Annotated in this window: 18 protein-coding genes; 11 read left to right on the forward strand and 7 right to left on the reverse strand. The window is 64.1% G+C overall.

Annotated features, from left to right (window positions below; genetic code table 11):
* The first annotated feature begins 10 nt into the window (after nucleotides 1-10).
* From AC2A04_RS04705 to AC2A04_RS04735, 7 genes are all read left to right on the forward strand, one after another.
* The gene (locus tag AC2A04_RS04705; protein ID WP_484211152.1) at nucleotides 11-499 is read left to right on the forward strand and encodes an A24 family peptidase; all 489 of its coding nucleotides are present in this window, start codon (nucleotides 11-13) and stop codon (nucleotides 497-499) included.
* Nucleotides 500-572: 73 nt separating this feature from the next.
* The gene (cpaB, locus tag AC2A04_RS04710; RefSeq protein ID WP_484211153.1) at nucleotides 573-1,598 is read left to right on the forward strand and encodes a Flp pilus assembly protein CpaB; all 1,026 of its coding nucleotides are present in this window, start codon (nucleotides 573-575) and stop codon (nucleotides 1,596-1,598) included.
* A 44-nt stretch (nucleotides 1,599-1,642) separates the two neighbouring features.
* Nucleotides 1,643-3,241: a type II and III secretion system protein family protein gene (locus AC2A04_RS04715; RefSeq protein ID WP_484211154.1), complete on the forward strand. Its 1,599-nt coding sequence runs from the start codon at nucleotides 1,643-1,645 to the stop codon at nucleotides 3,239-3,241.
* 14 nt (nucleotides 3,242-3,255) lie between these two features.
* Nucleotides 3,256-3,921, forward strand: a complete 666-nt coding sequence (locus AC2A04_RS04720) for a CpaD family pilus assembly protein (protein ID WP_484211155.1) — start codon at nucleotides 3,256-3,258, stop codon at nucleotides 3,919-3,921.
* 4 nt (nucleotides 3,922-3,925) lie between these two features.
* Nucleotides 3,926-5,200 (forward strand): CpaE/TadZ family protein, encoded by a 1,275-nt coding sequence (locus AC2A04_RS04725; protein ID WP_484211156.1) that lies wholly within the window; start codon nucleotides 3,926-3,928, stop codon nucleotides 5,198-5,200.
* A gap of 41 nt (nucleotides 5,201-5,241) precedes the next feature.
* Nucleotides 5,242-6,216, forward strand: a complete 975-nt coding sequence (locus AC2A04_RS04730) for a type II secretion system F family protein (protein ID WP_484211157.1) — start codon at nucleotides 5,242-5,244, stop codon at nucleotides 6,214-6,216.
* A 19-nt stretch (nucleotides 6,217-6,235) separates the two neighbouring features.
* Entirely contained in the window at nucleotides 6,236-7,240 is a 1,005-nt protein-coding gene (locus tag AC2A04_RS04735) for a type II secretion system F family protein (protein ID WP_484211158.1), read from the forward strand.
* 115 nt (nucleotides 7,241-7,355) lie between these two features.
* Here AC2A04_RS04735 and AC2A04_RS04740 read toward each other — a convergent pair whose 3' ends face one another.
* From AC2A04_RS04740 to AC2A04_RS04770, 7 genes are all read right to left on the reverse strand, one after another.
* Nucleotides 7,356-8,363, reverse strand: a complete 1,008-nt coding sequence (locus AC2A04_RS04740) for a fumarylacetoacetate hydrolase family protein (RefSeq protein ID WP_484211159.1) — start codon at nucleotides 8,361-8,363, stop codon at nucleotides 7,356-7,358.
* A complete protein-coding gene (locus AC2A04_RS04745; protein ID WP_484211160.1) occupies nucleotides 8,360-8,818 on the reverse strand; it encodes a MarR family winged helix-turn-helix transcriptional regulator in 459 nt (152 codons plus the stop codon). Before AC2A04_RS04745 ends, AC2A04_RS04740 begins: the two co-directional genes overlap by 4 nt.
* Before the next feature lie 81 nt (nucleotides 8,819-8,899).
* A complete protein-coding gene (gene mtnP / locus AC2A04_RS04750; RefSeq protein WP_484211161.1) occupies nucleotides 8,900-9,811 on the reverse strand; it encodes an S-methyl-5'-thioadenosine phosphorylase in 912 nt (303 codons plus the stop codon).
* Nucleotides 9,801-10,439: a TetR family transcriptional regulator gene (locus tag AC2A04_RS04755; protein WP_484211162.1), complete on the reverse strand. Its 639-nt coding sequence runs from the start codon at nucleotides 10,437-10,439 to the stop codon at nucleotides 9,801-9,803. The genes mtnP and AC2A04_RS04755 overlap by 11 nt, the downstream gene beginning before the upstream one ends.
* Nucleotides 10,436-11,308: a crotonase/enoyl-CoA hydratase family protein gene (locus AC2A04_RS04760; protein WP_484211163.1), complete on the reverse strand. Its 873-nt coding sequence runs from the start codon at nucleotides 11,306-11,308 to the stop codon at nucleotides 10,436-10,438. The genes AC2A04_RS04755 and AC2A04_RS04760 overlap by 4 nt, the downstream gene beginning before the upstream one ends.
* 63 nt (nucleotides 11,309-11,371) lie before the next feature.
* Nucleotides 11,372-12,157 (reverse strand): SDR family NAD(P)-dependent oxidoreductase, encoded by a 786-nt coding sequence (locus tag AC2A04_RS04765; protein ID WP_484211164.1) that lies wholly within the window; start codon nucleotides 12,155-12,157, stop codon nucleotides 11,372-11,374.
* Nucleotides 12,158-12,188: 31 nt separating this feature from the next.
* The gene (locus AC2A04_RS04770) at nucleotides 12,189-13,361 is read right to left on the reverse strand and encodes an acetyl-CoA C-acetyltransferase (RefSeq protein WP_484211165.1); all 1,173 of its coding nucleotides are present in this window, start codon (nucleotides 13,359-13,361) and stop codon (nucleotides 12,189-12,191) included.
* Between the two features lie 117 nt (nucleotides 13,362-13,478).
* Here AC2A04_RS04770 and thiL point away from each other — a divergent pair, with 117 nt between their 5' ends.
* The 4 genes from thiL to AC2A04_RS04790 all read left to right on the forward strand — a co-directional run bounded on the left by thiL (nucleotide 13,479) and on the right by AC2A04_RS04790 (nucleotide 18,789).
* On the forward strand, nucleotides 13,479-14,354 hold the full coding sequence (gene thiL, locus AC2A04_RS04775; protein ID WP_484211166.1) for a thiamine-phosphate kinase: 876 nt from the start codon (nucleotides 13,479-13,481) through the stop codon (nucleotides 14,352-14,354).
* A 124-nt stretch (nucleotides 14,355-14,478) separates the two neighbouring features.
* Nucleotides 14,479-16,602 (forward strand): sodium-translocating pyrophosphatase, encoded by a 2,124-nt coding sequence (locus AC2A04_RS04780; RefSeq protein WP_484211167.1) that lies wholly within the window; start codon nucleotides 14,479-14,481, stop codon nucleotides 16,600-16,602.
* 145 nt (nucleotides 16,603-16,747) lie between these two features.
* Entirely contained in the window at nucleotides 16,748-17,911 is a 1,164-nt protein-coding gene (locus tag AC2A04_RS04785) for a GNAT family N-acetyltransferase (protein WP_484211168.1), read from the forward strand.
* Nucleotides 17,908-18,789, forward strand: a complete 882-nt coding sequence (locus AC2A04_RS04790) for a transcriptional regulator (protein WP_484211169.1) — start codon at nucleotides 17,908-17,910, stop codon at nucleotides 18,787-18,789. The genes AC2A04_RS04785 and AC2A04_RS04790 overlap by 4 nt, the downstream gene beginning before the upstream one ends.
* The last annotated feature ends 27 nt before the right edge of the window (nucleotides 18,790-18,816 follow it).

The raw sequence follows: 18,816 nt of genomic DNA on the forward strand, positions 1-18,816 counted from the left end.
GCCCCATGACATGCAGGGGAACATCATCGTTTACGGACTGGTCGGGGCATTGGCAATCGCACTGCTGGTTGCTGCCTTCACCGATATCCGCCGCCGCCAGATCGACAACTGGCTGAACGCCGCCATTGCGCTCGGTGCGCCTGCCTACTGGTGGGCCGCAGGTCTTTCGTTGTGGCCGGACATCGCCTCGCAAGTGGGCGTTGCCATGCTGACCTTCGTCGCGCTGGCCGGGCTCTTCGCGCTCAAGCTGATGGGTGGCGGCGACGTCAAGCTGCTCAGTGCGCTGGCGCTCTGGCTCGCGCCGATGACCTTTCTCAAGCTCATCGTGATCATGTCGCTGCTCGGCGGCCTGCTCACGATCATCTTCGCCGGCTGGCACTACACGGTGACCCGCAGGCGCGATGCCAAGATCCCTTACGGCGTGGCGATTGCCCTGGCCGGATTGATCACTCTGGCCCCTGTCCTGGAGGCCGGCTGGCGCTCCGTTACAGGTGCATGAACGCAATATCACAAATTTTAACCAATTTGCCCGAGACATGCGGGCCGGACTTTAGAGGGCGGGACAAGTAGCCATGGACAAGAGGAAGCTGATGTTGCTGGTGGGGGCGCTGATCGTCGCGATCGGCACGGCCTTCGCGGCAAGGAGCCTTTTCGCCGGCGCATCGACGCCTACGGCAGAAGCTGCGGCCAAGGTGCCGATGGGCCCCAAGGTGCTCGTCGCCCAGCGCGCGCTGCCGGTCGGCACGATCATCACGGCTGATTCGCTCAACTTCCAGGCATGGCCCAAGGACATGGTCCAGGACGTCTACTTCGTCGAAGGCGAGGCGGACATGCAGAAGCTTCTGGGCACCGTGGTCCGCAATCCGGTTACGGCCGGTGAGCCGCTGACCAAGGGCAACCTCGTCGCTCCCGGCGACCGCGGCTTCCTTGCAGCAGCCCTCGGACCCGGCATGCGCGCCGTGACCATTCCGGTCTCCGCCCGCACCGGCGTTGCCGGCTTCGTCTTCCCGGGCGACCATATCGACCTCGTCCTGACGCAGACCGTCAAGGGTGGCGGCGAAGGCATGGCGCTCAAGGCGTCCGAGACGATCATGAAGAACCTGCGCGTTCTCGCCACCGACCAGTCCACCGAACAGGAAATGGTCGAAGGCAAGACCCGCGTCCGCACCTTCAGCACGGTCACGCTCGAAGTAACGCCCAAGATCGCTGAAAAGATCGCGGTGGCGCAGACCATCGGCACGATCAGCCTGTCGCTGCGCTCGCTTGCCGACAACTCGGCCGAGCTGGAGCAGGCGATTGCCGCAGGCGACGTCAAGATCCCGGCCGGCGTCAGCAAGAGCCAGGAGGAAGCCCTGCTGAAGCAGGCGATGAACCGTCCGATCGAAGGCAACAACGCGAGCTTCGTTACCGGTGGCGACGTCTCGCGCTTCCAGCGCCGGACCATGCCGGTTGCCGCTCCGGCCGGTGGCGCTCCTTCGATGGGTGCGCCTGTCCAGGCACCGCAGATGACCATGAACGGCACGCCCGCCCCCCGCGGTCCTGTCGTGCGGATAACCCGCGGCAAGGACACCGAAGCCGTATCGGTGGGAGCAAAGTGATGAACATCGAGCCGCGTCAGACTCCGCTTGCGAAGGGCAGCAACATGAAACGCCGTCTCTCCACCACGCTCATTTCGGCCGCGATGATCGCCGTGCCGATGGCCCTGGTCCCCGTCACCGGCGCGCTTCATGCCCAGAGCATGACCAGTCCCGCCCGCAACGTGACGATCTCGATCGGGCGCGGCGAACTGGTCACCGTTCCGGGCCGGATGGCCGACGTCTTCGTCGCCGACGACAAGGTTGCCGACGTCCAGGTCAAGTCGTCCAACCAGCTCTACGTCTTCGGCAAAGCCGGTGGTGAAACCACGATCTACGCCAGCAACGCCAAGGGCGACGTGGTGTGGTCGGCAAACGTCCGGGTCGGCAACAATCTCGACTCGATCGACCAGATGCTGCACCTCGCCATGCCCGAGGCGCGCGTCAACGTCTCGACCATGAACAACACGGTTCTGCTGACCGGCACCGTCGCCGCGCCTGAGGACGCTGCCGAGGCAGACCGCCTCGTCAAGGCCTTCGTCGGCGACAAGACCAACGTGATCAGCCGCCTCAAGATGGCAACGCCACTGCAGGTCAGCCTGCACGTGAAGTTTGCCGAGGTCAGCCGCTCGCTCGTTCGCCAGATCGGCGTCAACCTGACGACCATCGACGGCAGCGGCGGCATCAAGTTCGGCATCGGCCAGGGCCGCTCGATCGGTTCGACCTTCACGACCGACCGCAACCTGCCGTTCGGCGTGGGCACCTCGGCAACGAGCGGTTTCACGTTCGATCCGACCAAGATCACGGCAACGAACCCCACGGGTATCGTCGAACGGGCTGGCAGCTCGGTCACCGCGACGGCGGCGGGCACCACGATTGCGGGGATGGGCAAGCTTCTGGGCCTCGATCTTCTGGGCGCGCTCGATGCGGGCGAGACAATCGGCCTCGTGACCACCCTGTCGGAACCGAACCTCACCGCGATCTCGGGCGAAACCGCCGAGTTTCTGGCGGGCGGCGAATATCCGATCCCTGTTTCGCAGGGCCTCGGCACCACTTCGATCGAATACAAGAAGTACGGTGTCAGCCTCGCCTACACGCCGACAGTGCTCGCCAACGGCCGCATCTCGATCCGCGTGCGCCCGGAAGTCTCGGAGCTTTCGAGCACCGGCGCGCTCAAGCTCGACAGCATCGAAATTCCGGCGCTGACCGTGCGTCGCGCCGAGACGACTGTCGAACTGGGTTCGGGTCAGTCGTTCATGATCGCTGGCCTGCTCAGCAACGGCGCGCAGAACCAGCTGACCAAGATGCCGGGCGCGGGCGACATCCCGATCCTGGGATCGCTGTTCCGCTCGACCAATTACAAGAAGGGCGAGACCGAACTGGTCATCATCGTGACGCCCTATCTGGTGAACCCCGTCAACGCGAGCGACATCCGCCTGCCGACCGACGGCTTCCAGAGCCCGAACGACATCCAGCGGCTGCTTGGCCACATGGAACATGACGGTGTGACCGGGGGCGATCGCCCCAAGCCGACCGAGAAGGAAGGCACAACCCAGGCCGGACCCAAGATCGGCGCGCTCGATGCGCCCAAGGGGCCAGCCCAACCGCGCGACCGTCGCGGCGACCAGAAGGTCGCCAGTGCCGAGCCCGGCTTCAGCATCAAGTGAGAAAGGGACAAGCAATGCGCCACAGCCTCACCCGCAGCACGACCGGTGCGCTGGTCCTCGCCGCTGCCGTCGCCTTGTCGGCCTGTTCGACGACGCCGGAAAACCGCATGCTCAACTCGGTCCACCAGCCGGTGGTCGAGCGCAACCGCTACGTCCTTGATGTCGATACCCTGCCAGGCGGCGGGCTCTCGATCCAGGAACAGCGCCGCCTTGCCGGCTGGTTCGAAAGCCTTGGCCTCAAGTATGGCGACAAGATCTCGATCGACGATCCGCTGGGGTCCAAGGCCACGCTGGCTTCGATCGAAGCGGTCGCAGGTCGCTGGGGCATGTTCGTCGACGGCGCAGCGCCGATTACGGCGGGCTACGTCGCCTCTGGCGCAACGCGCGTCATCGTGACCCGCGCGACGGCTTCGGTTCCGGGATGCCCGGACTGGACGAACAAGTCGGACTTCTCGATGACCAATCGCACGACGTCGAACTTCGGCTGCGCGATCAACAGCAACCTGGCCGCCATGGTAGCCGACAAGGAGCACCTTGTGCAGGGCGCCACGGGCACGGGCGAAACCGTGGTCATGAGCGGCACGAAGGCGATCGACAGCTATCGCAATGCCAAGCCCACCGGCGAAGATGGCCTGAAGAGCGTCAATACATCGAGCGGCAGCGGCGGCGGAGGGAACTGAGACCATGAGCTTAAAGAACGCAAATCGCGACGCCTTCGCCGCATTCATGTGCGACGAGACCGCACTCGACATGCTCCGCCCGGTCGTCGTCGACATGGGCTGGGCTCCCGAAAAGTGCCATCGCGGTGGCCTGCGCAACGCGATCCAGTCACTGTCGATCACCGCCAGCCCGAACATCCTCATGGTCGACCTGTCGGAAAGCGGCGATCCGCTGAACGACATCAACGCGCTGGCCGAAGTGTGCGAGCCCGGCACGGTCGTGATCGCGGTCGGTCAGGTCAACGACGTGCGCCTCTATCGCGACCTCGTGGCCTCGGGCATTCAGGATTACCTGCTCAAGCCGCTTAACGCGGGACAGATCCGCGATGCGCTGGTTCAGGCGCAGACGATCTTCACGGCACCCAAGAGCCATGATCCGATGGCGGCCAAGCGCCACGTGTCGACTGCGATTGTCGGTACGCGCGGCGGCGTCGGGGCATCGACGCTGGCGACTTCGCTCGCCTGGCTGTTCAGCACCGACCACAAGCTGCCGACGGCGCTGCTCGACCTCGACGTGCATTTCGGCACCGGCGCGCTGACGCTCGATCTCGAGCCCGGACGCGGCCTGACCGACGCGATCGACAACCCGAGCCGCATCGACGGGCTGTTCATCGAACGCGCGATGATCCGTGCGAACGACAATCTGGCGATCCTTTCGGCCGAAGCGCCGATCAGCTCGCCGCTGATGACCGATGGCAGCGCCTTCGTGCAACTGGAGGAGGAATTCCGCCAGGCGTTCGAGATGACCGTCATCGACATGCCGCGCAACATGCTGATCAACTTCCCGCACCTGCTGGGTGACGTGAACGTGGTGATCGTAGCCACCGAACTGACGCTGGCCGGCGCGCGTGACGCGATCCGCCTGCTGTCGTGGCTCAAGACCAACGCAAGCCATGCGCGGCCCATCATCGTCGCCAACAAGGTTCAGGCTGGGGCCAACGAGATCAGCAAGGCCGATTTCGAAGCCTCGATCGAGCGCAAGATCAACTTCATGATGCCCTACGACATCAAGGGTGCGTCGAACGCGGCCAAGCTCGGCCAGACCTTCGTCACGGCAAACCGTGCATCGAAGGGCGGCGGTATCCTGCGCGACATCGCCCATGCAATCATCGGTTCGGTGGGCGAAGACGGCACGGCCACCGCGGACACCGCCAGCGATGCACGCAAGGCTTCGCTGCTCGGCAAGTTCGATCTCAAGAAGATGCTTGCGCCCAAGGCGAAGGCAAACGCTGCGGCCTGATCGGCCGGGGTGACTGGTGAAGTGACAGGAAGGCAAGGCTGATGGCAAACTTGATCCAGCTTCTGGTAATGTCGGTAGGCCTGATGCTGGTCATGGTACTGGGCTATGCCGCGCTATCGGGGCCATCGGCTTCGAAGGAAGGCGGACGCCGGCTCCAGTCGGTGCGGTTCCGCCATTCCGAGAACGCCGTGGACAAGGTCGAGGCCCAGTATCGCAAGACGCTGGCCACGCGCAAACCACGCTCCACACGGATCGCGGGCTCGGGCTCTCGGCTCGAAGCGCTGGCGCTGCGCCTGCACCGTACCGGCAAGTCCTGGACGGTCGCGCAGTATTTCTACGTCAGTGGTGGTATTGCCCTGGCCATACTCGTGATCGTCTATATCAAGACGGGCGCGCCTGCGCTTGCACTGGGAGCAGGCATCCTCATCGGGGGCGGCCTGCCGCACTTCCTGGTCGGACGCGCGATCAACAAGCGCCTCGATGGCTTCACGGGCCGTCTGCCCGACGCGCTGGACCTGCTGGTGCGCGGGTTGCGCTCGGGCCTGCCGGTCACTGAAACGCTGGGCGTCGTGGCAAGCGAACTGCCGGGTCCTGTTGGCCAGGAATTCAAGATGGTGACCGATCGGATCAAGGTCGGCCGGACCATGGAAGAAGCCCTCCAGGATACGGCGGACCGCCTCAACCTGCCTGAATTCAACTTCTTCTGCATCACGCTGGCCATCCAGCGCGAGACTGGCGGCAACCTTGCCGAAACCCTGTCGAACCTCTCCGACGTGTTGCGCAAGCGCGCACAGATGAAGCTCAAGATCAAGGCGATGAGCTCGGAATCGAAGGCTTCGGCCTACATCGTGGGTTCACTGCCCTTCATCGTCTTCGGCCTGATCTACACCATCAACCCGGATTACCTCGGCAAGTTCTTCATCGACGATCGCCTCATCGTCGCGGGGCTTGGCGGGCTTACCTGGCTTGGCATCGGTGCCTTCATCATGGCCAAGATGGTCAGCTTCGAAATCTGAGCGAAAGGGACAGGCGACCATGATGAAAACCCCGCCCGGACCGACACTCCTCGGTTTCGACGTCTACCTCGTCGGCTCGATCCTCGTCGCGGTTGCAGCCTTTGCGGTGATGCTGGCGATCTACGCAGCGGTCACCGTGCGCGATCCGATGACCAAGCGCGTCAAGGCATTGAACGAACGGCGCGAACAGCTCAAAGCCGGCATCGTGACCGCCAGTGCGCGCAAGCGCACCAGCATCGTCCGTCGCAACCAGACCACCGACCAGATCCGCGGCTTCCTCGAATCTCTCAAGGTCCTGCAGGACAGCCAGCTGGCCGTCGTCCAGCAGAAGCTTGCGCAGGCTGGCATCCGCAAGAAGGAATGGGCGGTTGCGGTCATCCTCGGTCGCCTCGTCGGCCCGATCGTGCTGGGACTCGTCGGCGCAACCATCTTCTACTGGTCGAACTCCTTTCCCGACTGGAGCCCGTTCAAGCGCTTCATCGGCTTCGCGGTCTGCCTGATCGCGGGCTACAAGGGTCCGGACATCTTCGTGCAGAACATGATCGGCAAGCGCACCGGCGCCATCCGCAAGGGTCTGCCGGACGCGCTCGACCTTCTCGTCATCTGCGCCGAGGCCGGTCTTACCGTCGATGCCGCGTTCAACCGCGTGGCACGCGAACTGGGCCGGGCCTATCCCGAACTGGGCGACGAATTCGCACTCACCGCGATCGAACTGTCGTTCCTGACCGAGCGTCGCCAGGCTTTCGAGAACCTCGCCTATCGCGTCGACCTCGATTCGGTGAAGGGCGTGGTCACGACCATGGTCCAGACCGAGCGTTACGGTACGCCGCTGGCGTCTGCCCTGCGCGTGCTCTCGGCCGAATTCCGTAACGAGCGCATGATGCGCGCCGAAGAAAAGGCCGCGCGCCTACCGGCGATCATGACGATCCCGCTGATCCTGTTCATTCTGCCCGTGCTGTTCATCGTGATCCTCGGCCCGGCAGCCTGCTCGATCAGCGATACGCTGATCAACAAGAAGACCTGATCTCGGGCAATCGTCGCGCCGGAACCTCCCGGCGCGACGTCCCACGACCAGCAAAAGGCCCGGTGCGCCATCAAGCGCCCGGGCCGTTTTCTTGCCTGCCTCAAGGATCGCTGCGTCAGTCCTTGACCACGCTTTGCTCGATGGCACCGAAAATGCTCTTGCCCTTGTCGTCACGGACCTCGATCCGCACGACGTCCCCGCCCTTGAGGAACGATGTCACGGGCGATCCGGTTGCGATCGTCTCGACCATGCGTTGTTCGGCAATGCAGGCGTAGCCCCGCCCGCCGTCGGCCACTGACCGCCCCGGCGACCCATCGGGATCACGGTTCGATACTGTGCCTGATCCGATGATTGAACCAGCTCCAATCCTGCGCGTCCTTGCCAGATGCGCGATCAGCACGCCGAAATCGAAGGTGCATTCCTCGCCCGCTTCGATCCGCCCGAACGGCAGGCCATTGAGATCGATCATCAGCGTGCGCGAAAGCTTGCCGCCCGTCCAGGCGCTGCCGAGCGCATCGGGCGTCACGAAGACGGGCGAGAAGTGGCTGGCAGGCTTGGACTGCACGAAGCCGAAACCCTTGGCGAGTTCACCCGGAATGAGATTGCGCAGCGAGACGTCGTTCACGAGCCCGATCAGCCGGATATGCCGCAACGCGTCTTCAGGAGTGACGCCTTGCGGCACGTCGCCTGTAACCACCACGATCTCGGCCTCGAAATCGCAACCCCAGTCCTCGTCGACCAGGTGCAGCGGCTCGCGCCCGCCGCGCAGGTCGTCGCTTCCGCCCTGGTACATCAGGGGATCGGTCCAGAAACTTGCCGGAAGCTCGGCCCCGCGCGCCTTGCGCACCAGTTCGACGTGATTGACGTAGGCGCTGCCATCGACCCACTGATAGGCACGCGGAAGCGGCGCGGCCGCCTCCCGCTCGTGAAAGCGCCGGCGCGGGATAGCGCCATGCGCCAGCTCGATCGACAGTGCCTCGATCAGTGGGAAAAACCGATCCCATTCGTCGAGCAGGCCCTGCAGGGTCGGGACGATGTGATCGGCGTCGGCGTACCAGGCCAGATCGTCGGAAACGACAATCAGCCTGCCGTCCCGCCCTTGCGGGAGCGATGCGAGCTTCACTTTTCGTCTCCCTCGATCGCCCGTGCGGCCTTGAGCAGCTTGTCGAGAATTGCGCGCAGCTTGAGCTGCTCGCGCTCGGTGATGGCCGAGAATATCTTCTCGTAGATGTCGAACGCCTGCGGCCAGATCTTGCCGTGCAGGTCGCGCCCCGCAATGGTGAGTTCGAGGTGGTGCGACCGTCCATCAAGCTCGTTGGGACTGCGCTGCACCAGGCCGCGTTCCTCGAGCACCTTGCACGCCCGATTGACCGCCACCTTGTCCATCAGCGTTGCGCGAACAAGATCGCGCTGCGTCAGCGATCCGGCATCGCCGAGCACAGCCATGATCCGCCATTCAGGAATCTTGAGGCCGAATTCGCTGCGGTATTCGCCTGCGATAAGTCCGCTCACCGCGTTTGAGGTGATGGCCATCCGGTAGGGCATGAAGTCGGCGAGACGGGTCATTGTTCCAGGCATGATTTCGTATCACATGAAACCAGCGCGGTGTGCAAGAAGAAATAATATGTCACCACGCGGTGCGCTCGCCATTACTTCGTTTCACTGTGGTCCGCTACAGGAAACTTTCTTCTCCAAATAGTCGCTTTCCAAATTCGCAGAAAGTTTTGACAATTGTGAACGATCACGCATCGAAGGGGCGGTCATCATTGCCCCGTCCAATGCCCTGTCGATCGGGCTGGCTGGGCGCGTTGCCGGAAGAAGGCGCGCAAGGCGAACGATCGTGTCACGCGCGAGTGCGGTATTCGCCGCCATCACCCGCAGCACGTCGGCAACTTCGACATGCTCCCCTTCGCGCCACGAATCGTAATCGGTGACCATGCCGAGCAGCGCGTAGGGCAGTTGCGCTTCACGGGCGAGGCGTGCCTCGGGCATCGCGGTCATGCCGATCACGTCAGCGCCCCACTGGCGGTACATCCGGCTTTCCGCCCGGGTCGAGAACTGCGGCCCCTGCATCGCAAGGTAGCACCCGCCGCGATGCACCGTCGCTCCTGCCGCTGCTGCCGCTTCGGCGGCATGGCCCGACAGGCGTTCGCACACGGGATCCGCCATGGAAACGTGCGCCACCAGCCCCGGTTCGAAAAAGCTCTCGGAGCGGCCATGGGTGCGGTCGATGAACTGGTCCACTGCCACGAAGCTGCCCGGTGCCAGTTCCTCGCGCAGCGATCCGATGGCCGAGATTGCCAGAACATCGGTCACGCCGCAGCGCTTGAGCACATCGATGTTGGCCCGCGCGTTGATCGCATGGGGCGGCAAGCGATGGCCTTTGCCGTGGCGGGCCATGAACACGAACCGGACGTGGCCGATCCACCCGATCGTCACCGGGCCGGATGGTTCGCCGAATGGCGATGCCACCGCGATTTCCTGCGCTTCTTCAAGCCCCTCCAGATCATAGAGCCCCGATCCGCCAAGGATACCGATGCACCAGCCCGGTGCATCGCCCTCAGTGCGCAAGGATGCCGGCCATGATGAAATCGAGCGTGTGTTCGCGGTAGCTGTCGCGAAGCTCTTCGGTCAGCGTGTCCTGGTCGAAGCAGTGCTTGAGCACCAGACGCGCCGAAAAGAAGCGGTCGGCCGCGCCGGTCAGCGTGAAGTAGAAAAGTTGCGGGTTGATGGGCCGGAACACCCCCGCCTTCACGCCCTCACCGATGAAGCGGTGATAGGCGCGATTGAGCGGCAGCAGGTACTGCTCGGCGATGCGCTTGGCTTCCGTCTCGTCACTGTCGCGCACAAGGCGCATCAGTAGACGATTGAGATAGGGGTAGGCGTAGTAGGTATCGATGCACTTGGAGATGTGCTTGCGCAGCTTGGCCTCGGGCGACATCTCGTCCTTGGCAAGCAGGGCATCGACCGACTTGACGATCGTCTCCATGTCGCGATCAAGCAAGGCCTTGAGCAATCCCGCCTTGTTACCGAAGTAATACTTCACCAGCGCGGAATTGAGCCCTGAGCGCAAGCTGAGTTCGGACAGTGAGATGTCCACCACATCGCCCTCGCGCATGATGGTCGATGCCGTCTGCAGCAGCAGTTCACGCGCGCCCGGTGTCTCGAAGCTCTCGCTCTTCTCCATTTCCCCGCTCATTCCCAACCTGGTTCATCCCACCATGGATAAAACGACGGCATATCCGAAGAAACGCGTCCCGGGTAGCGGGGTACGCGCTTTTCGAGAAAACTGGCGATGCCCTCGGCCGCGTCGGCACCTCGCGACAGCGTGTAGATCGCGCGGCTGTCAACCCGGTGTGCCTGCATCGGATGATCCAGCGACGCATTGTGCCACAACATGGCCCGCGTCATCGCAACCGAGACGGCGCTGGTGTTGTCGGCGATTTCGCGCGCCAGTGCGATCGCAGTGGGCATGAGGTCTGCCGGCTCGTGCAACGAGCGCACAAGTCCGCCGCGCAAGGCTTCCTGAGCATCGAACACCCTCCCTGTCATGCACCATTCCAGCGCCTGGGGCATGCCCACAATACGCGGCAGAAACCAGCTCGATGCTGCTTCCGGCACGATTCCGCGCCGCGCAAACACGAAGCCGAAGCGCGCGGCGGTCGAGGCGATGCGAATGTCCATCGCCAGTTGCATGGTCGCGCCGATGCCCACGGCGGCGCCGTTGATCGCCCCGATGATCGGCTTGCTCGACTGGAACATGCGCAGCGTCAGCCGCCCGCCGCCATCGCGCACGCGTTCGTCTGAGAGGTCGGAAACGGTCTCGTTGGCTGAGAAGACATGGCCGCCATCTTCGGGCGTCAGGTCCGCGCCAGCGCAGAAGGCACGGTCTCCTGCCCCGGTCACGATCACGGCACGCACGTCATCGTCGGCATCGGTGCGATCGAACGCATCGATCATCTCGCGCATCATCGTGCGCGTATAGGCATTCATCTTTTCCGGGCGATGGAGCGTGAGCGTCGCAATTCCGTCGGCGATATCCAGCCTGATCTGCGTGTAGTCGGCCACGGCCACCTCTCCCGAAAAAGCTCCGGTGCGCCCCACGCAGGCGGGAACGCACCTCTCAACCCATCAGCGCGGCGCCATGCGGATCGCGCCGTCGAGGCGAACGTCCTCGCCGTTGAAGTAGCCCGTTTCGATCATGCACATAGCCAGATTGGCATATTCCTCGGGCATGCCGAGTCGCTTGGGGAACGGCACCGAAGCGGCAAGCGCCTGCTTCACGTTCTCCGGTGCGCCCTGCAGCAACGGGGTGTTGAATATCCCCGGCAGGATGGTGTTGACGCGGATGCCCTCGCTCATCAGGTCGCGCGCGATCGGCAGGGTCATGCCGACGACACCACCCTTCGAAGCAGAATAGGCGGCCTGACCCATCTGGCCGTCCTCGGCGGCTACCGAAGCGGTGTTCACGATCGCCCCGCGCTCACCAAACTCGTCGCACGGGTCGAGCGACATCATGCCCGCGGCGGACTTGGCGATGCAGCGGAACGTGCCGACGAGGTTGATCTGGATGATCCAATTGAATGCATCCATCGGGAAATGCTTGATCTCGCCGGTTTCCTTTGATCGGCTTGCGGTCTTGATCGCGTTGCCGGTGCCCGCGCAGTTGACGAGGATGCGCTCCTGTCCATGCGCGGCCCGGGCCTTGGCAAAGCCGGCGTCAACGCTCTCGTCGCTGGTCACGTTGACTTCGCAGAAAACGCCGCCGATCTCGGCCGCGACGGCCTCGCCCTTTTCCTTCTGCAGATCGAAAATGGCGACCTTCACGCCCTTGGCGGCGAGCGCACGGGCGGTTGCGGCACCAAGGCCGGAGGCTCCACCGGTCACGACGGCAGCTACGGAACTGTCGAGCTTCATATGTTCAGTCCTCTGTTGAATCGGGGTTCGATCAAAGCGCTTCGATGATCGTGACGTTGGCCACGCCGCCGCCCTCGCACATCGTCTGCAGGCCATACTTGCCGCCACGCGCGCGCAGCGCATGGACGAGCGTTGCCATGAGCTTGGTACCCGAAGCGCCGAGCGGATGGCCGAGCGCGATGGCTCCGCCGTTCACGTTCAGCTTTTCCGGATCGGCACCGGTATGCTTGAGCCATGCCATCGGCACCGACGCGAAAGCCTCGTTCACTTCGTAGAGGTCGATGTCGGCGATGGTCATGCCTGCGCGCTGCAGCGCACGATCGGTGGCGAACAGCGGCTCTTCCAGCATGATCACGGGATCGCCCGCGGTCACCGTAAGATTGTGGATGCGCGCCAGAGGCGTCAGCCCGTGGCCCTTGAGCGCTGCTTCCGAAACGACGAGCACCGCGCTTGATCCGTCGCAGATCTGGCTGGCGCTGGCGGCGGTCAGCAACCCTTCGGGGCTGAGCAGCTTCACACCGGCAATGCTGTCGAGCGTCGCGTCGAAGCGGATGCCCTCGTCCACCGTGTGCATTACGGGGCCGTCGGGCGTGTCGATCTCGATCCCGACAATTTCGTTGGCAAAGGCTTGCGAATTGGTCGCCGCAATTGCCTTCTCGTGGCTCGAAAGGGCAAAGCGATCGAGTTCGTCCTTGGTGAAGCCGTGCTTCCGGACGATCATCTCGGCGCCGACGAACTGCGAGAACATGATGCCGGGATACTTCTCCTCCAGCCCCGGCGATTTGTAGTGCCCGAGCCCCTCCTTCATGTGAAACGTGGCGTTGGAGCCCATCGGCACACGGCTCATGCTTTCGACGCCCGCGGCGATCACCACATCCTGTACGCCCGACATCACCGCCTGCGCCGCAAACTGGATCGCCTGTTGCGAGGAGCCGCACTGCCGGTCGATCGTCACCGCAGGTGTCGATTGCGGCAGCAGCTTCGAAGCCAGCACCGCGTTGCGGCCGACCTGCATAGCCTGCTGCCCGGCCTGCGTGACGCAGCCCATGATCACGTCATCGATCGCCGCCGGATCGATTCCGCTGCGCGCGACAATGGCATCGAGGCTGCGCGCGGCCAGATCGACGGGATGAACCCCGGCAAGCCTGCCGCCGCGGCGGCCACCTGCGGTACGCACCGCCTCGACGATATATGCTGTGCCCACGCGTTCGACTCCTCCAAATTTCCTTAATCGAACGATTAAGGGGCGTGGCGACGGCGGTCAAGCGCGGCGTTGCGACGCAAGCTTGCCCGATCCCGCAGCCAGCCGCATAGAGTGCCCGTGAGCAAGGAACTCGCCCTGATCGAAGCGTTGCGCGCTCTGGCCCCCCACCCGGCGGCGCGCGGCCTTGCCGACGATTGCGCCGTGCTGGATTTCGGGGGTGAGGCGCTGGTGCTGACCCATGACATGATGGTCGAGGGAATCCACTGGCTGCCGGGACAGGACATGGCCGATGTTGCGTGGAAGCTCGTCGCCACCAACCTCTCGGATCTTGCCGCCAAGGGGGCCGAACCTGTCGGGGTCCTGCTCGGCTTCACGCTCGGCGATGAGGATGCGCGCTTCGTGGAAGGCCTTGCCCAGGCGCTCAAGTCTTTCGGCGTGCCCTTGCTCGGCGGCGATACGGTAGGCGCCAACGGCCCGCGCAGTCTCGGTCTTACAGCGCTCGGCCGCGCCACGCACCGCCCGCCGCCTGCGCGCTCGGGCGCTCGTCCGGGCCACACGGTATGGCTCACAGGCCCGGTCGGCGCGGCAATGCTGGGCTACGAAGCGTTGCAAGACGGACGTTCCGACGATTCGCTAGCCTTCCGCCGTCCCACCCCGCGCCTTGCCGAGGGCCGCGCCCTCGCCCCGCTCGCAACCGCCATGATGGACGTGTCCGACGGTCTGCTGATCGACAGCGCCCGCATGGCCGAGGCCAGCGCCGTCACGCTTGCCATCGAAAGCGCCGCCGTCCCCTTCCCCGCAAATCTTCTGCCTGACAGGCGCAGTGACGCAATGCGCTGGGGCGACGATTATGAGCTTCTGTTCACGCTGCCCCAGAGCGTTAACACACCCGTAGCGGCCTTCCGGATCGGCGAGGTCATCGCGAGGTCCGACTCCCCCGTTCTCATCGACGGCCAGCCGCCCGAAGGCCGGCTCGGTTACACGCACGGTTAAAAACCCCTTGATCCAAGTCATGGAAGGGCTTGCGAGGCAGAAATAAAGCTATAGCCTCTCGCCCCGACCCGCGAACGACGGGGACGGGCCATTCGTGGCACCGTGAATAAAGGGGGATGCCAACGTGAACCTAGTCGCATTATCGATATTATTCGGGTTGCTGGCCATCGTTTATGGCTTCGTGACCAGCCGTCAGGTGCTGGGCGCATCTGCAGGCAATGCCAAGATGCAGGAAATCGCTGCCGCCATTCAGGAAGGCGCGCAAGCCTACCTGAAGCGCCAGTACACCGCGATTGCGGTGGTCGGCGTGGTCGTGGCCGTGATCATCGCCGCAACGCTCGGCACGATCTCGGCCACAGGCTTCGTGATCGGCGCCGTGCTTTCGGGTCTGGCTGGCTTCATCGGGATGAACATCTCGGTGCGCGCCAACGTCCGCACCGCAGCCGCTGCACAAAGCGGCCTGCAGGCAGGGCTGACGCTGGCGTTCCGCGCCGGTGCGATCACCGGCATGCTGGTCGCAGGCCTCGCCCTGCTCGCCATCGCGGTGTTCTACCATTACCTGACCGACATTGCCGGCTACACCGTGGGCGGCGATGACCGCACCGTGGTCGACGGCCTCGTCGCTCTCGCCTTCGGTGCCTCGCTCATCTCGATCTTCGCGCGTCTGGGCGGCGGCATCTTCACCAAGGCAGCCGACGTCGGCGCCGATCTCGTCGGCAAGGTCGAGGCTGGCATTCCCGAGGACGATCCGCGCAACCCGGCCGTCATCGCCGACAACGTGGGCGACAATGTGGGCGATTGCGCCGGCATGGCCGCCGACCTTTTCGAAACCTACGTCGTCACCGTCGGTGCCACGATGGTGCTCACCGCGCTGCTGCTCAAGGGTCTGGGCGATGCTCTCGGCGCCATGATGGCGCTTCCGCTCCTGATCGGCGGCGTATGCATCGTCACCTCGATCATCGGCACCTACTTCGTGAAACTCGGTTCCTCGAACAACATCATGGGCGCCATGTACAAGGGCTTCCTTGTCACTGCCGTCCTCTCGGTCGGTGCGATCTGGTGGGCCATTTCCTACGCTCTGGGCGACATGGAAGCGCCCATGTCGTACACGATCCTCGACAACACCGTGACGTTCACGGGCCGCGTGCTGTTCTACTGCTCGCTGCTCGGCCTGGTCATCACGGGCCTGATCATCTGGATCACCGAATACTACACCGGCACCAACTACCGCCCGGTCCGCTCGATCGCCAAGTCGTCGGAAACCGGGCACGGCACCAACGTGATCCAGGGCCTTGCCATCAGCCTTGAATCGACCGCGATGCCGACGCTCGTGATCTGCGCAGGCATCATCATCGCCTACCAGCTCGCAGGCCTGATCGGCATTGCCTATGGCGCTACCGCCATGCTGGCGCTGGCGGGCATGGTCGTTGCCCTCGACGCCTACGGTCCGGTTACCGACAATGCCGGCGGCATTGCCGAAATGGCCGGTCTCGACGATTCGGTCCGCGAAAAGACTGACGCGCTCGATGCCGTGGGCAATACCACCAAGGCCGTGACCAAGGGCTATGCAATCGGATCGGCGGGCCTTGCCGCGCTGGTCCTGTTTGCCGCCTATACCACCGACCTGCGTGAATTCTTCCCGAATCTCGCGGTCAGCTTCAGCCTTGAAAACCCCTATGTCATCGTCGGGCTCCTGGTCGGCGCGCTCCTGCCGTACCTGTTCGGTGCGATGGGCATGACCGCTGTGGGCCGCGCTGCGGGCGACGTGGTGCTCGACGTGCGCAACCAGTTCCGCGACAATCCGGGCATCATGGAGGGCACGTCCAAGCCCGACTATGCCCGCACGGTGGATCTCGTGACCAAGGCGGCGATCAAGGAAATGATCGTTCCGTCACTGCTGCCGGTGCTCGCACCGATCGTAGTGTACTTCGTGATCACCGCAGTTGCCGGTCAGGCCAACGGCTTTGCCGCACTGGGTGCGCTGCTGCTGGGCGTGATCGTCGGCGGTCTGTTCGTTGCCATCTCGATGACCTCGGGCGGCGGCGCATGGGATAATGCCAAGAAGTACATTGAAGACGGCAACCATGGCGGCAAGGGTTCCGAAGCCCACAAGGCCGCCGTCACGGGTGACACCGTGGGCGATCCCTACAAGGATACCGCCGGCCCCGCCGTCAACCCGATGATCAAGATCACCAACATCGTCGCGCTGCTTCTGCTCGCGGCGCTGGCGGCCCACGCAGCGGGATAAACCCCCGCCGAGGCAGGGTTACCTTGCAAGTGCGACACCCCGTCCGGAGCGATCCGGGCGGGGTTCGTCTTTCTGGACGAGAATTTCCCAACGTTAACCGAGTTTTCGCGCCTTTGCCCTAATCCCGCAGGCGGAGACCGACACGTTGAACGCCCCGCCCTTTACCCTGTCGCACGATGCGATGCCTGTCGTGCCAGCCGGCGCGATGCGAATGCGCGCCTTGCCCTGGCGTGAGGCGCAGGCACCCGCGTTTAGCGAAAGATGGCAGGCCCTCGCCTCCTCCGCATCGACACCCAACCCATTTCTCGAAGCGTGGTATCTGCTTCCGGCGCTCGAATCGTTCGATCCGAAGCACCGCGTCGACCTGTTCACAGTCGAACTTCATGGGGAACTCGTCGGACTTCTGCCTCTGGCGCAGGCCAGCCGCTATGGCCGCTGGCCGATCCCGCATCTTGCAGGCTGGCTTCACGCCAATGCCTTTCTCGGCGTGCCACTGGTGCGCGCGGGCTGCGAGGCTCTCTTCTGGGGGGCGTTGACCCAATGGTGCGACGCGAACCACGGCCGCGCGCTGTTCCTGCACCTCGCCTCGATGCCGCTCGAACAGCCCCTCACGCAGGCCCTGCTGGATATTTGCTCAAGAAGCGGGCGAAGCGCCGCTCTGGTCATGCGTGAACAGCGTGCCCTGCTCCACTCGCCGCTGCGGCCGGACAGCTATCTCGAGCGTGCCCTGACCGGCAAGAAGCGCAAGGAACTGCGCCGACAGCATGCACGCCTTGCCGAACAGGGTGATCTGCAGTTCGAACGCCGCACCGACACGCTCGGGATCGATGCCTGGATCGAAAAGTTCCTCGGGCTTGAACGCAGCGGGTGGAAGGGCAGCGCGGGCAGTGCCATGTCTTGTGCACCCGAAACCGAAACGCTCTTTACCACGGCGCTCGAAAGGGCCGCGGCGCTCGGCAAGCTCGAGCGCCTTGCCCTGACGCTCGATGGCCGGCCGATCGCGATGCTGGCGAACTTCCTCTGCCCGCCGGGAAGCTTTTCCTACAAGACCGCGTTCGACGAGCGTTACGCGCGCTATTCGCCCGGCGTGCTTCTCCAGCGCGAAAACCTTGACCTGCTGCTGCGCGACGACATCGCCTGGTGCGACAGTTGCGCCGCGCCCGACCATCCGATGATCGACAGCCTGTGGTCCGAACGCCGCCCAATCGGTCGCATCTCGATTGCCATAGGCGGGCGCATCCGCCGCGCCGCGTTCAATCTGCTTCTCGCGCTCGAACTGGGACGCAATCCGACAGGGCTGGACCGATGACCGACCAGATTGCCAACTTTTCCGATGCCGCACCGATCGACGCCTTCGACGAAGGCGCGCGCAACGCATTTGCCGCGTCCTATCCCGAGACACCGCACAAGCTTGCCCATCGCCTGCGCGACCACCCTCTGATGCAACTCGATGCCCTGGCCGAGATGGCGCAGGCGCTGCCCGACGCCAGCGTCGAATACAACCGCGCCGACCTGCCGCTCGGCCTCAACGGTGAGAAAGCCCCGGCCAACGGTATCGGCATTGGCGACACGATCCGCAACATTGCAACGACCGGTAGCTGGGCCGCGCTCAAGAACATCGAACAGGTCCCGGCCTATGCCGATCTGCTCATGGCCCTGCTCGAGGAACTGCGCCCCACGATCGAGGCGAAGACGGGCGCGCTGCTCAAACCGCAGGGTTTCGTCTTCGTGACCAGTCCGGGTGGCGTCACGCCCTATCACTTCGATCCGGAGCACAACATCCTGCTCCAGCTGATGGGATCGAAGGTCATGACCATGTTCCCGGCAGGAGACGCGCGCTTCGCCCCGGACGAGACGCATGAAACCTATCACACCGGCGGCGGGCGCGAACTCTACTGGCGCGACGAACTCGCAGCCGGTGGGACGCAATGGGCGCTCCATCCCGGAGAGGCGCTGTTCGTGCCGGTGATGTCGCCACACTTCGTCAACAATGGCCCTGCCCCCTCGGTTTCGCTTTCGATCACATGGCGCTCCGAATGGAGCTTTGCCGAAGCCGACGCGCGCGCCTTCAATGGCCTGCTGCGCAAGGCCGGTTTTGTTCCCAGGCAACCGGGCCGCTGGCCCGCCACGAACCGGACCAAGGCCCTTGCGTGGCGGCTGATCCGGCGCCTGCGCGGAACGGTGTGACGGACATTGCGTTGACGTAAACGGCAA

It is taken from the genome of Novosphingobium sp. HNCC26DJ243, from assembly GCF_057180545.1.